General features: G+C 67.1%; 13 protein-coding genes. 2 read left to right on the top strand and 11 right to left on the bottom strand.

The window, feature by feature from the left end; all coding sequences use genetic code 11:
• Positions 1-18: 18 nt before the first annotated feature.
• Both ruvA and ruvC read right to left on the bottom strand, forming a co-directional pair.
• A complete protein-coding gene (gene ruvA / locus HHL14_RS22640) occupies positions 19-600 on the bottom strand; it encodes a Holliday junction branch migration protein RuvA (protein WP_169499841.1) in 582 nt (193 codons plus the stop codon).
• A 126-nt stretch (positions 601-726) separates the two neighbouring features.
• Positions 727-1,269, bottom strand: coding sequence for a crossover junction endodeoxyribonuclease RuvC (gene ruvC, locus HHL14_RS22635; RefSeq protein ID WP_169499840.1), 543 nt, complete (start codon positions 1,267-1,269; stop codon positions 727-729).
• Positions 1,270-1,409: 140 nt separating this feature from the next.
• Between ruvC and HHL14_RS22630 the strand changes: the two genes are divergently transcribed.
• Positions 1,410-1,649, top strand: a complete 240-nt coding sequence (locus HHL14_RS22630) for a hypothetical protein (protein WP_169499839.1) — start codon at positions 1,410-1,412, stop codon at positions 1,647-1,649.
• 105 nt (positions 1,650-1,754) lie between these two features.
• On the opposite strand, the gene purH is transcribed toward HHL14_RS22630, so the two are convergent.
• The 5 genes from purH to HHL14_RS22605 all read right to left on the bottom strand — a co-directional run bounded on the left by purH (position 1,755) and on the right by HHL14_RS22605 (position 7,712).
• Positions 1,755-3,320 carry a bifunctional phosphoribosylaminoimidazolecarboxamide formyltransferase/IMP cyclohydrolase gene (gene purH / locus HHL14_RS22625; protein WP_169499838.1) on the bottom strand — a complete coding sequence of 522 codons (1,566 nt, stop codon included), beginning with the start codon at positions 3,318-3,320 and terminating at the stop codon, positions 1,755-1,757.
• 56 nt (positions 3,321-3,376) lie between these two features.
• Positions 3,377-3,610 (bottom strand): Fis family transcriptional regulator, encoded by a 234-nt coding sequence (locus HHL14_RS22620; RefSeq protein ID WP_008919619.1) that lies wholly within the window; start codon positions 3,608-3,610, stop codon positions 3,377-3,379.
• Positions 3,607-4,668, bottom strand: a complete 1,062-nt coding sequence (gene dusB / locus HHL14_RS22615) for a tRNA dihydrouridine synthase DusB (RefSeq protein ID WP_169499837.1) — start codon at positions 4,666-4,668, stop codon at positions 3,607-3,609. The genes HHL14_RS22620 and dusB overlap by 4 nt, the downstream gene beginning before the upstream one ends.
• Positions 4,669-4,934: 266 nt before the next feature.
• Complete coding sequence (locus HHL14_RS22610) at positions 4,935-6,260, bottom strand: UbiH/UbiF/VisC/COQ6 family ubiquinone biosynthesis hydroxylase (RefSeq protein WP_169499836.1); 1,326 nt, start codon at positions 6,258-6,260, stop codon at positions 4,935-4,937.
• 6 nt (positions 6,261-6,266) lie between these two features.
• A complete protein-coding gene (locus HHL14_RS22605) occupies positions 6,267-7,712 on the bottom strand; it encodes an aminopeptidase P N-terminal domain-containing protein (protein WP_169499835.1) in 1,446 nt (481 codons plus the stop codon).
• Between the two features lie 196 nt (positions 7,713-7,908).
• Between HHL14_RS22605 and HHL14_RS22600 the strand changes: the two genes are divergently transcribed.
• Positions 7,909-8,523 carry a glutathione S-transferase C-terminal domain-containing protein gene (locus HHL14_RS22600; RefSeq protein WP_206002465.1) on the top strand — a complete coding sequence of 205 codons (615 nt, stop codon included), beginning with the start codon at positions 7,909-7,911 and terminating at the stop codon, positions 8,521-8,523.
• 200 nt (positions 8,524-8,723) lie between these two features.
• Here the strand turns inward: HHL14_RS22600 and lnt are convergent, their stop codons facing one another.
• From lnt to ybeY, 4 genes are all read right to left on the bottom strand, one after another.
• Positions 8,724-10,469, bottom strand: a complete 1,746-nt coding sequence (gene lnt / locus HHL14_RS22595; RefSeq protein WP_169499833.1) for an apolipoprotein N-acyltransferase — start codon at positions 10,467-10,469, stop codon at positions 8,724-8,726.
• Between the two features lie 118 nt (positions 10,470-10,587).
• Positions 10,588-11,493 carry an HlyC/CorC family transporter gene (locus HHL14_RS22590; RefSeq protein WP_169499832.1) on the bottom strand — a complete coding sequence of 302 codons (906 nt, stop codon included), beginning with the start codon at positions 11,491-11,493 and terminating at the stop codon, positions 10,588-10,590.
• A 366-nt stretch (positions 11,494-11,859) separates the two neighbouring features.
• Positions 11,860-12,564 carry a gamma-glutamylcyclotransferase gene (locus HHL14_RS22585; RefSeq protein WP_169499831.1) on the bottom strand — a complete coding sequence of 235 codons (705 nt, stop codon included), beginning with the start codon at positions 12,562-12,564 and terminating at the stop codon, positions 11,860-11,862.
• Positions 12,565-12,640: 76 nt separating this feature from the next.
• Positions 12,641-13,102, bottom strand: coding sequence for an rRNA maturation RNase YbeY (gene ybeY / locus HHL14_RS22580; protein WP_169499830.1), 462 nt, complete (start codon positions 13,100-13,102; stop codon positions 12,641-12,643).
• Positions 13,103-13,319 lie beyond the last annotated feature (217 nt).

Genomic DNA, 13,319 nt, shown 5'->3' with positions numbered 1-13,319 from the left:
CGCGCGCGGCAGGCGCGCTCAGGCCTTCGACAGCGCCTTCAGCGCGAGCTTGATGCCCTCGGAAACGCCAGTGCCGGCCGGCACGTTCTTGATCGCGGCGAGTCCCTCTTTCTCGGAATAGCCGAGCGCGAGCAGCGCGTTGAGGATGTCGGATGCGTGGTCGGACGGCGACGCGGCGCCCGCCAGCGCGCCGAGGTCGGCGCCGAGCTTGCCCTTCAGTTCGAGCAGCAGCCGTTCGGCGGTTTTCTTGCCGATGCCCGGCACCCGCGTGAGGCGCGCGGCGTCCTGCATCGTGACGGTCTGCGCGAGTTCCGCGACGCTCATGCCCGACAGCACCGCTAGCGCCATGCGCGCACCGATGCCGGAGATCTTCAGCAATTCGCGGAAGGTCGAGCGTTCCTGCGCGGTGCCGAAGCCATACAGCAGATGCGCGTCCTCGCGCACGATCATCTGCGTGAGCAGCACGATGCGCTCGCCGGTCGACGGCAGGTTGTAGAACGTGCTCATCGGCACGTCCACTTCATAGCCGACGCCGTTGCAGTCGACGAGCAGATGCGGCGGGTTTTTTTCCAGCAGAACGCCGGCAATGCGACCGATCATGGCGGATTCAGTATCGAGAGTCGTGGGGGAATGCGCGAGTGTAGCTTAGCGAATGGGCGGCGCGTACCGCGGCGTGTGCTGCATGACGGTCACCGCTCGCGCGCCGGAGTCCGAGCAGGGCGGACCTCAACCGACCAGCCGCCCGCGCCGCACCCGCAGCCCCTTCTTCGCGAGCGCCGGCGCGATGCCGCCGAGCGTGCTCAGCGTGCCGCCGCCGTGCGCGTGGCAGATCGCCATGCCGAGTGCGTCGGCGGCGTCGGTGCCGGGCACGCCGGAGAGGTTCAGCAGCCGCACGACCATCTGCTGCATCTGCTCCTTGGTCGCGCGGCCGTAGCCGACCACCGCCTGCTTCAGCTGCAACGCGGTGTATTCGGCGACCGGTACGCCGCCCGCGACGAGCCCGCAGATCGCGGCGCCGCGCGCCTGGCCGAGCAGCAGCGTCGACTGTGGATTGACGTTGACGAAGACTTTTTCGATCGCCGCCTGATCCGGCGCGTGCTCGCGGATCAGCGTCGAAATGCCTGCGAAGATGGTGCCGAGCCGCGACGGCAGGTCGGCGTCGGCGGTGCGGATCACGCCGCTCGCGACGTAGCTCAGTGTGTGGCCGTGTTGTTCGATCACGCCGAAGCCGGTGACGCGCAGGCCGGGGTCGATGCCGAGAATTCTCATGAGGTGCCGCACATGCGATAAAAACCAGGTGCCTGCGATACTACAACGAACGCGCCGCGCGGCGGTCGGCTGGTGGCGTGGGTGGAGGAATAAATGCTGCTGCGTGATCGTGTGGGGCCCTGCAAGGGAGGCGAGCGAGGATGCAGCGCTATCGGAATCTGAGCGGCGACTCGGGCGTCGACGCGTACGAACCCGGCGACGATTTCATCAAGGTACGGTTTCGGCAGGGCGTCGTGTATTGGTACACAGCGGCGAGCGTGGGCGCCGCGCACGTCGACGTGATGAAGCGTCTTGCCCACAGGGGGCAGGGTTTGGGCACGTACATCAGCCAGCATGCCGAGGTGCGGGATGGTTACGCACGAAAAGAACCGGACGATTGAGCACGCCCGCGTCTCACCTCAAAGCAAAAGGCCCGGCGGGACAACCCGCCGGGCCTTTTTAACAGCTATCGAACTTCAGCCACTCAGTAGCCGCTCAATCGCCAATCAATGACGGAAGTGACGCACGCCCGTCAGCACCATCGCGATGTTGTGCTCGTCGGCGGCGCTGACCACTTCGTCGTCGCGCATCGAGCCGCCCGGTTGGATCACGCAGGTCGCGCCTGCAGCCACCACCACGTCGAGGCCGTCGCGGAACGGGAAGAACGCGTCCGATGCGACCGCCGAACCGGTCAGCGTCAGACCGGCGTTCTGTGCCTTGATGCTGGCGATACGCGCCGAGTCCACGCGGCTCATCTGGCCCGCGCCGACGCCCATCGTCATGCCGTTCGCGCAGAACACGATCGCGTTCGACTTCACGTACTTCGCGACGCGCCATGCGAACAGCAGATCGTCCATTTCCTTCGGCGTCGGATGACGCTTGGTGACGACGCGCAACTCGCGCGGCTGCACGTTCTTCGAGTCGAGCGACTGCACCAGCAGGCCGCCGCCGACGCGCTTCAGATCGAACGCGTTATGGCCTTCGCCCAACGCGATTTCGAGCAGACGCACGTTCTGCTTGGCCGCGAACACCTGACGCGCTTCGGCGCTGAACGACGGCGCGATCAGCACTTCGACGAACTGTTTGGCCACCGCTTGCGCGGCCGCCTCGTCGACTTCGCGGTTGAACGCGATGATGCCGCCGAACGCCGAGGTCGGATCGGTCTGGAATGCCTTCGAGTACGCTTCGTGCGCGTTCGCGCCGATCGCGACGCCGCACGGATTCGCGTGCTTGACGATCACGCAGGCCGGCACGTCGAAGGTCTTCACGCATTCCCACGCGGCGTCGGAGTCGGCGATGTTGTTGTACGACAGCTCCTTGCCCTGCAGCTGGTTGTAGTTCGCGAGCGCGCCGGCCGGCACCGTCAGATCGCGGTAGAACGCGGCGCTCTGGTGCGGATTCTCGCCGTAGCGCAGGTCCTGGACCTTTTCGTACGCGACGTTCAGCGTAGCCGGATACGGGTTGCGCGACGCGTGCTGCAGTTCTTCGGTCAGGCTCGTCAGATAGTTCGTGATCGCGCCGTCGTACTGCGCGGTGTGCGCGTAGACCTTGGTCGCGAGGCGGAAGTTGGTCTTGTACGACACCGTGTTGCCGTTCGCGCGCATTTCGTCGAGCACGACCGCGTAATCCGTCGGGTCGACCACGACGGTCACGTCGCGGTGATTCTTCGCTGCCGAGCGCAGCATCGTCGGGCCGCCGATGTCGATGTTCTCGATCGCGTCTTCGAGCGAGCACTCTTCCTTCGACACCGTCTGCACGAACGGGTACAGGTTCACGACCAGCAGGTCGATGGTCGGAATGTCGTGCTTCTCAAGCGCGGCCATGTGCTCCGGCAGATCGCGACGCGCGAGGATGCCGCCGTGCACCTTCGGATGCAGCGTTTTCACGCGACCGTCGAGCATTTCCGGGAAGCCGGTGTAGTCGGCGACTTCGGTGACGGCGAGGCCCGCGTCCGCGAGCAGTTTCGCGGTGCCGCCGGTCGACAGGATCTTGATGCCGAGGTCCGACAGCGATTTAGCGAAGTCGACGATGCCGGACTTGTCGGAAACGGAGATGAGCGCTTGCTTGATCATGATGAAGACGAAAAGCCGAAGGGGAAACGTGGCAGGGCGCCAGAAACTGCAACGGGCTACAGCAACCCGTGCTGTTGCAGCTTCTTGCGCAGCGTATTGCGGTTGATGCCGAGATACTCGGCGGCCAGCGACTGATTACCGCCGGCCTGCTCGAGCACCACTTCGAGCAAGGGTTTTTCCACGCATGAAATGACCATGTCGTAGACGTCGTGCGGATTGGAGCCGTCGAGATCCTGGAAGTACACGTCCAGGCTGTCGCGGACGGATTGTTCGATATTGTTCTTGCTCATGCTGCTAGTCGGTCGGTGTGATCCTCGCCCGGGCTGTCGGCTGATTCGTCGACGTAGACGAGGCGGTCTGAGATCGCCTTTTGCGCGTCAAAGAACTCGTTGACGGCGAGGAGTTGTTCGCGCGTGGTGTCCAGCGTATTCATGCGATGCCGGAACAGGTTGGCGCCGGAAAGGCCGCGAGTGTACCAGCCGATGTGCTTGCGCGCAGTGCGCACACCGGTAAATTCCCCGTAAAAAGCGTAGTGATCTTCGAGATGCTCGTTCATCACCTGCTGGATTTCGTCGATGCGCGGCGGCGGCAGCAGCTCGCCCGTTTGCAGGAAATGCTCGATCTCGCGGAACAGCCACGGCCGGCCTTGCGCCGCGCGGCCGATCATGATCGCGTCCGCGCCGGTGGCGGCGAGTACCTCGCGCGCCTTGTGCGGCGACGTAATGTCGCCGTTCGCGACGACCGGGATGCCGATCGCCGCTTTCACCGCGGCGATGGTTTCGTATTCGGCGTCGCCGTGATACAGGTCGGCGCGCGTGCGGCCGTGCACGGTCAGCATCGAGATGCCGGCCGCTTCGGCGAGGCGCGCGACATTCAGCGCGTTCTTGTTCTCGCGATTCCAGCCGGTGCGGATTTTTAGCGTGACGGGCACCGCGTCAGGGCCGATGCCGACCGCGTTCACGACGGCCTCGACGATCCGCTGCACCAGCGGCTCGTTCTGCAGCAGCGCCGAGCCGGCCGCGACGTTGCAGACCTTCTTGGCCGGGCAGCCCATGTTGATGTCGATGATCTGCGCGCCGTTCGCGACGTTGTAGCGGGCCGCTTCGGCCATCATGACCGGATCGGCGCCGGCGATCTGCACCGCGATCGGCTCGACTTCGCCTTCGTGGTTCGCCCGCCGCATGGTTTTTTCGCTTTTCCACAACTGCGCGTTCGATGCCACCATCTCCGACACCGCGTAGCCCGCGCCGAGCCGTTTGCACAGCTGGCGGAACGGCCGGTCGGTCACGCCGGCCATCGGGGCGACGAACAGGTTATTGCGCAGATTGTGGGAGCCGAGAGTGGGCATGACGTGAGCGCGCGCCGCCGGCTGACCATTGGACAGCCGATGAAAAACGCGAAATGCGAGGGAAAACCGCCATTTTAGCGTTAACGGGTAGCGCCGAGGGTAACGGCGAGCCGCGGTCCGCATCTCGTAACCCATTCAATCTTTTATGAAAGTCGTGTTACGCGGCGAGTTGAGGCGGTGGTGAGCGGGGTGTGGACCGCTGCGTAAAAGTCGCGGCGGCGGGTGCTGATAATGGGCCTGTGGGCACAGCAGCGCCGCCCCCGACCCTAGCGACGCTGACCAAACATCATCTGACGTGCGAGCGCGGTTTTCACCGGCGGCACGAACTCCAGCGCAGTCAGCGCGAGGCCGCGCAGCACCGCGAGCGGAGCGAAGTCGACGGTAAAGAGGCGGGCGAGCGTGTCGGTCGAGCCGATCGTCAGGCGGCGGTCGAGCGCGCGGCGTTGCGCGAAGGTCGCCAGCGCGAGCGCGGTCGGTCCTTCGGTGGCCAGCGCGTCGGCGAGCGCATGCGCGTCGCGCAGGCCGAGGTTCAGACCCTGGCCCGCGACCGGATGCAACGTCTGCGCGGCATTGCCGATCGCCACGACGTGACCGTTGACCAGCGTATCGGCCGCGTTGAGCCCGAGCGGAAACGACGCCCGACCGGTGATCTGCGTAAAGCGCCCCATGCGGTCGCCGAACGCAGCATCGAGTTCGCGCAGGAACGCTTCGTCGGACAATTGCGCGCGGCGCGCGGCTTCGTCGGGCGCGCAGCACCAGACGAGCGCGTAGTCGGCGCCGCGCACGCCGCCCATCGGCAGCAGCGCGATCGGGCCTTGCGACGTGAAGCGTTCCCACGCGACATGCGGTTGCGGCGCGGACACCGTGACCGTGCCGACCAGCGCGGTCTGGCCGTAGTCGCGCGAACCGGCGACGGCGGCGCGGCCGGTCGTGCGGCCGGGTTGACCGCGTTCTTGCGCGGCTTCACCGGCAGCGTTTTCGTTTTCTTCGCGGGCCGCATCGGCGGCGCGCTTTTCGTCACGCTTCGCGCCACGCTTCTGATCGCCGAACAGCCCGCCCTCGGCATTCACCAGAATCCGCGTGCGCAACTGCCGCGTGACGCTGGCGGTTTCGATCGGCAGCGTGACGCCGTCGAGCTCCTGAACCGGCGCGCCGGCCGAGGTCGAGCGGAACCAATGGACCGGCGTCGCGCGCACCGCGTCGGCGAGACCGTGCACGATCGCGCCGTAGCGCAGCACGTAGCCGAGCGCGGGCAGCCCGTGCTCGCGATGATCGATCAGCGTGCGACCGAAGTGGCCGCGCTGCGAGACGTGGATGCGCTCGATCGCGGTGGCCTCGGCGGGCCAGCGCAGCGGCTCGAGGATCATCCGGCTGCCGTGCGAGACCGCGATCGCGCGCGGATCGGCGCTCGAATCTTCCGGCTCGCGCGCGTCGACGAGCGCGATTTTCAGCTCGCGCGTCACGCTGCGGCGCGCGAGCCAGCCGGCCAGCGCGAGGCCGACCGGCCCGGCGCCGACGATCGTCACGTCGAAATCGAACGCTTGTTGGGAGGTGGGCTTGAGAATCACCACCGCTTGAGAGGCGTCGTTCATCGCGGATCAGGTCCTTGCCGGCTGGGCCGTCTGCGGGGCCGTCGGCTGGCTCGTCTGCTGGCCCGCCTCCCGCGCTGCCTGCATCAGCGCCTCGATCTCGGCGGCGGCCACCGGCACGTCGCGGGTGATCAGCTCGCAGCCGGTCGGCGTGACGATCGCGTCGTCCTCGATGCGGATGCCGATGTTCCAGTAGCGCTCCGGCACGCCCTCGGCCGGGCGTACGTACAGACCGGGCTCGATCGTCAGCGTCATCGACGTGCGCAGCGTGCGCCACGGCAGCACGCCGGCTTCGTCGCGTGGTGCCGCGCGCTCGCGGTAGTCGCCGCAGTCGTGCACGTCCATGCCGAGCCAGTGGCCGGTGCGGTGCATGTAGAACGGCGCGTAGGCGCGCTCGGCGATCACGTCCTCGACCGACGCGAACTTGCCGCGCGCCACGATACCGGTGTCGAGCAGCCCCTGCGACAGCACGCGCAGCGCGGCCTGGTGCGGATCGTCGAAGGTCGCGCCGGCGCGCGTCGCGTCGATCGCGGCCTGCTGCGCGGCCAGCACGATGTCGTACAGCTCGCGCTGCGCCGGCGTGAAGCGGCCGCTCGCCGGGAACGTGCGGGTGATGTCGGACGCGTAGCCGTCGAGTTCGCAGGCCGCGTCGATCAGGATCAGGTCGCCGTCCCGCGCGATCGCGTTGCCGGCCGGGTAGTGCAGCACGCACGCGTTCGGGCCCGCCGCGACGATCGACGTATAGGCCGGCGCCTGCGCGCCGAACTTGCGGAACGTGTACAGCAGCTCGGCCTCGAGCTCGTATTCGCGCACGCCGGGGCGGCACGCGGCCATCGCGCGCCGATGCGCGGCCGCCGAAATCTGGCCGGCGCGGCGCATGATCGCCAGTTCGTGGTCGTCCTTGATGAGCCGCATTTCGTCGAGCAGCGGCAGCAGGTCGCGCGCGGCGGTCGGTGCGGCGATGCCGCCGCGGCCTAGCGCGCGCACCGCGTCGAGCCAGCCGCGCACCTGTTCGTCGAGCCGGGCCGAGGTGCCGAGCGCGTAGTGCAGCGCCGGTTTGTCGGCGATGAGGCGTGGCAGTTGCGTGTCGATGGCGTCGAACGGGAACGCGGCGTCGAGGCCGAACGCCTCGCGCGCGCCGTCGGGGCCGAAGCGGAAGCCTTCCCACGTCTCGCGCTCGAGGTTTTTCTCGCGGCAGAACAGGATCGACGCGGGCGCGCCGGGCGGCGCGCTGGCGTCGAGCACGAGCAGCGCCTCGGGCTCGGCAAAGCCGGTCAGATAATAGAAGTAGCTGTCGTGGCGATACGGGTAGTCGGTATCGCGGTTGCGCAGCGCTTCCGGCGCGGTCGGGACGATGGCGACGCCGCCGCCCGCGGCGCGCAGCGCGGCGAGAACGCGCTCGCGGCGCGTGCGGTAGACGTCGATGGCGAGGGTGGGTTCGGTCGGCTGGTTCATGGTGCGATTGTAGCGCCGCGTCTGTGGCGACCCTACACCGCGGCGTTTTGTGCGCCTTCCGACGGCGCGGCGGCCGCGCGCATGTTGCAATCCGTCCACAGCCGCTCCGTGCGTGGCTCGCGAAGATGCGCCAGCACGTTCGTGAAGGCCTTAGACCACTTATACTTTCGCCGGATTCAGAAAAAGGCAGATGGTCATGATGAAACTCATCGGTTCGCTCGGCAGCCCGTTTGTGCGTAAAGCGCGGATCGTGCTCGCCGACAAGAAGATCGACTACGAACTGGTGCCCGAGAACGTGTGGGCGCCGGACACCCGGATTCATACCTTCAATCCGCTCGGCAAGGTGCCGTGCCTCGTGATGGAAGACGGCGAGGCCGTGTTCGACTCGCGGGTGATCTGCGAATACGTCGATACGCTGTCGCCGGTCGGCAAGCTGATTCCGCCTTCGGGACGCGAGCGCGTCGAGGTGCGCTGCTGGGAGGCGCTCGCCGACGGCGTGCTCGACGCGGCCGTGCTGATCCGCCTCGAAGCCACCCAGCGCCCGGCCGAGCATCGCGTCGACGCGTGGGTCGAGCGCCAGCGGCGCAAGATCGACGAAGCGCTGATCGCGATGTCGCAGGGGCTCGGCAGCAAGCCGTGGTGCGCGAGCAATCACTACACGCTGGCGGACATCGCGGTGGGTTGCGCGCTTGGCTACCTCGACTTCCGCATGCCGGAGCTGAACTGGCGCGAAGCGCATCCGAACCTGGACAAGCACTTCCAGAAGCTGTCGCTGCGGCAGTCGTTCATCGATACGGTGCCGGCGAATTGACGCGGCGTGTCGGTTTGGGGCGACGAAGGGCTGAATCGAAGGCCGGAATCGAGGCCCGAATCGAAGAAAGCCGAAAGCGCGTGAAGCGAGCGTGAGCGAATGAAAAAAGCGCCTGCAGTTTGAACTGCAGGCGCTTTTTTGCGCCCGTGGTTTATCGGGGCGCGTGGTTGGCGGGCGACGCGTGCCGGTTGCGGCGCGCGTTACTGCTTGCCGTTGCGCCGCCGCACGATGCCCGGACCGAACGCAAAGCCGAACGCGAGCAGCAGCAAGGACACCGCCAGCACCGTGTTGTTGCCGCTCGTCACGTAAGGCGTGTTGCCCGTCGTGCCCTGTACCGTCAGATCGAGCGAGCCGATCGTGTACGGTGTCAGGCGGCCGATCACGCGGCCTTGCGCGTCGATCGCGGCGGTCATGCCGGTGTTGGTCGCGCGCAGCATCGGCCGGCCGGTTTCGAGCGAGCGCATCCGGGCGATCTGCAGATGCTGGTCGAGCGCGATGGTGTCGCCGAACCACGCGAGGTTGGTCGAATTGACCAGCACGCCGGCGGGCGTCGCGTTCTCGCGCAGCGTGCGCGCGATCTCCTCGCCGAAGATGTCCTCGTAGCAGATGTTCACCGCGACCGGCTGGTTATGGACCATGAACGGCTTCTGCACCGGCGGGCCGCGGAAGAAGTCGCCGAGCGGGATGTTCATCAGGTTGACGAACCAGCGGAAGCCCCACGGCACGAACTCGCCGAACGGCACCAGGTGGTGCTTGTCGTAGCGGTAGATTTCGTGCGAGCCCGGTGTGACGCCGAACAGGCTGTTGGTGTAATCGACCACCCGGCCTTCCGGCGTGATGGTGCCGCCGATCGCGCCGAACAGCAGCGCGCTGCCGGTCGAATCCGAGAACTGGCGGATCGCCGCCGCGAAGTTCGGCGGCAGTTGCTGCGCGAGCACCGGAATCGCGGTCTCCGGCGTGACGATCAGATCGGCCGGCTTCGCGGTGATCATCTGCTGATATTCGTCGATCGCCGCGCGCATGCCGGCTTCCTCGAACTTCATCTCCTGCTTGACGTTGCCTTGCAGCAGTCGCACCGTGAGCGGCGCGTTGGCGGGCGTGGTCCACTGCACGAGCGGCAGCAGCAGGCCGAGCGCGAGCAGCGCAACCGCGACGCTGGCCGGCACCACCACCCGGGCCGTGCGACGCGGGGCCGGTTGCGCGTCAACGCCGGCCGCGTCTGCGGTTGCCGCGCCATGCGCTCCGCCGCGTGCGGCCTCGCGCGACCGTGCCAGCGCCAGCAGCGCCTGCACGATCAGCGCGGCGGTCAGCGCGACCATCCAGCCGACTCCGTACACGCCGACCACCGGCGCGAAACCGGCCAACGGACCGTCGACCTGCGCATAGCCGGTCGCGAGCCACGGAAAGCCGGTGAACACCGTGCCGCGCAGCCATTCGCCGATCGCCCACGCGCTCGCGAACGCCAGCGCGCCGTGCCAGGTCGGTGAAAACGGCAGGCGATCGTCGGCCGCGCCGTTGCGCGCGTGACCCGCGCAGAACGACCACACGCCGGCGGCGAGCGCCGGGTAGACCGCCAGATACAGCGAGAACAGCAGGAGCGCCGTGCCCGCGAGTGGCGCCGGCATGCCGCCGTAGAAATGCATGCTGACGTACAGCCACCACACGCCCGACACAAAGTTGCCGAAACCGAACGCGCCGCCTGTCAGCGCCGCGCTTTTCCAGCCGGTGCTGCGCGTGAGCCACGCGAAGAAGAACACGAAGATCGCGAGCTGCAACCAGCCGCCGTGCGGCGTCGGCGCGAACGACAGCGTGTTGAGCGCGCCGGCGGCTAGCGCGACGAGATAGTGCCAGCGCGGCAGCGTGCGGCTACGGGCGCCGTCGCCGGTGGGAATGGGGGCGGGGGGGCTCACGCCGGGGCGCGAACGGGAAGTGATCGGGTCGGCCATTGTTGCGCGGTCGGCGTCGGAAGTTGAGAAATGAAGTGGCGGAAACCGCTGCAACGGCGGCAAAAACCGCCGGAAAAACGCGGGGCGCGGCAACTGGAAGTCAGTCCGCGCCCACGGCTCAGGTCTGCACGTGCTGCGCGTCGCGTTCGCGCTGGCCCGCGAGCGGGTCGCGGCGCACCAGCAGCATGTGGATCTGGCGCGCGTCGCCGCGCAGGATTTCGAAGATCAGATCGTCGAGGCGGACTTTCTCGCCGCGATGCGGCACCCGGCCGAAGTGATGCGTGACGAGTCCGCCGATCGTGTCGACTTCGTCGTCCGAGTATTCGGTGCCGAAGGCCTCGTTGAACTGCTCGATTTCGGTCAGCGCGCGCACGCGGAAACGGCCGTCCGGCGACGCGATGATGTTGCCGCTTTCCTCGTCGAAATCGTATTCGTCCTCGATGTCGCCGACGATCTGCTCGAGCACGTCTTCGATCGTAATCAGGCCCGCGACGCCGCCGTATTCGTCGACGACCACCGCGAGGTGATTGCGGTTCACGCGGAAGTCGTGCAGCAGCACGTTCAGCCGCTTCGACTCGGGGATGAAGACCGCCGGGCGCAGCATGCCGCGCACGTCGAACTCTTCTTCCGCGTAGTAGCGCAGCAGGTCTTTCGCGAGCAGCACGCCGATGATGTTGTCGCGATTGCCCTCGTAGACCGGATAGCGCGAGTGCGCTTTTTCCAGCACGTAGGGGATGAATTCGGCGGGGTTGTCCGCGATGTTGATCGCGTCCATCTGGGCGCGCGGCACCATGATGTCGCGTGCGCTGAGTTCCGACACCTGGAACACGCCTTCGATCATCGACAGCGAGTCGGCGTCGATCAGGTTGCGCTCGTGCGCGTCCTGCAGAATTTCCAGAAGTTCGGCGCGCGAGTCGGGCTCGGGCGAGATGAAGTCGGTCAGCCGCTCGAGTAGCGAGCGCTTTTCCTGCGGTTTGTCGAGTTGGCGTCCGGTATGACGTCGACTGGGATACGTGTCGTTCATGGTAGTGCGCCCGGCGAGACTGGGCGCGCTGTTGCAGAGCGTTAAGGATACACCAGGCACATGGCGGAACCGTGTCCCGCCGGGCCGGCGATGAGTGAAGCCAGGGTAAAGCCGGGTGAAAAGGCCGCGCCGCGAGGGCGGGGCGTGGAGTCATCCTAACCGATTACGCTGGCAAAAACGTTTATCGGAAAAAAACTCGCGGGCGGTGGTGGGTGGGCGGAGTGGGCTGCCGAACGGAAGTGGTGGGGGACGTTGTCGGCGTGACGCCGTGGTTGATTGGCCGGCGTTAGTGCTCGAGTGCTGGGTCCGTGGCTGGGCTCGATGCTGACTTCAAGACCGACCGCAGCGCCGACTCCAATACCAACGTCACCGCCGCGCCTGCCCCTCCGCCGACGCCGCCTGTGCCTCGACGCGACCGTCCGCCTTGCAGCGCGCCAGCAGCGCTTCCAGCGCGCGGTCGGGCATGCCGCTTTCGCGCAGCGCGTGGACAGTGCGGCTGACATAGTCGAGCGTCGTGCCGTAGCGGCCGCACGCGCAGCCCAGCACGGTGCGCACGGTCTCGTCGCTGAGCTTGCCGGTGTAGCTTGGCACGTCACGGCGCATCACGAACGCGAGCGCATCGACGCGCCGGCCGTCGGCGAGCACGCACGGCAGCCACGCAGGACGGTACGAACCCATCGGCATTTCGCGGCGCCATAACGCTTCGAGATGCGGCATCGAGCCCTCGGCGGCGAGCCGGAACGCCATGCCGGTGCACGAGCCGCCGCGGTCGAGCGCGAGCACGAGGCCCGGCTGCTCGGGCGTGCCGCGATTCACCCGCGACCACAGATAAAGCCCGCGGTGATAACCGTGCACCTTCGAGCGCATCGCCTCGACGGTGGGCAGGCCGGGATTCCAGATCAGCGAGCCATAGCCGAACAGCCACAGATCGCTGCGGCGATCCCAGTCGCGCAGCGCGTAGTCGAGCGACGCCTGCAGTTCGTCGTCCGTCAGAAGCCGCGATTCGCCGAGCGCCGGCGGGTAGTCCGGGCAGCGCTCGGGGGGATCGGCTTCGGGGAACGGGGTGTTCACGGTGGCTTCGATCGCGGATGGCTGGAAAGGGTGGGAGTCGAAGGAAATCGACGGAAATTAGCGGGACCCGGAGCGCTTACTGATAAGGGTCGGGAAACCCGAGCTTGCCGAGGATCTCGGTTTCGATCGCTTCCATTTCCTCGGCTTCTTCTTCGACCTCGTGGTCGTAGCCCTGCGCGTGCAGCGTGCCGTGCACGAGCAGGTGCGCGTAGTGCGCGAGCAGCGGTTTGCCCTGCTCGGCGGCTTCCTTTTCGACGACCGGGCAGCACAGGATCAGATCGCCCGTCACCGGATCGTCTTCCGATTCGGCGTACGCGAAGGTCAGCACGTTGGTCGCGTAGTCCTTGCCGCGATAGGTGCGGTTCAGCGTGCGGCCTTCCTCGGCGTCGACGAAACGCACGGTCAGCTCGCCGTCCGCGAAGAGGGCCGCCTTGATCCAGCCGGCCACGGTCGCGCGCGGCAGCAGCGTCTTGTGTTCCGGCCAGGCTTTGGCGGCGGGGAATTGCAGGTTCAACGTGAGTTTCGGGGCGCGGCTCATGCGGTTCGTGTGTCGGGTAGGTCCGGTTTTTTGCGTGTGGGCAGCGGTTGCGGATTGCGTCTTTGCGTGGACTATTGCGAGCATTGCTGCGTGCTGCGTGCTGCGTGCTGCGTGCTGCGTGTTTGCGTTGTGGCGTGCGTCGTCGGGTTTGCCGCGGCGCTGCGTATCACGCCGCACTTGCTACACCCTCACGCAAACCTCTCGACGCCGCCGCCGC

The organism is Paraburkholderia antibiotica (genome assembly GCF_012927125.1).
GTDB classification, from domain to species: Bacteria; Pseudomonadota; Gammaproteobacteria; order Burkholderiales; family Burkholderiaceae; genus Paraburkholderia; species Paraburkholderia antibiotica.
Note: the sequence above shows the minus strand (reverse complement) of the source record. Positions and strands in the feature narration are given on the sequence as shown.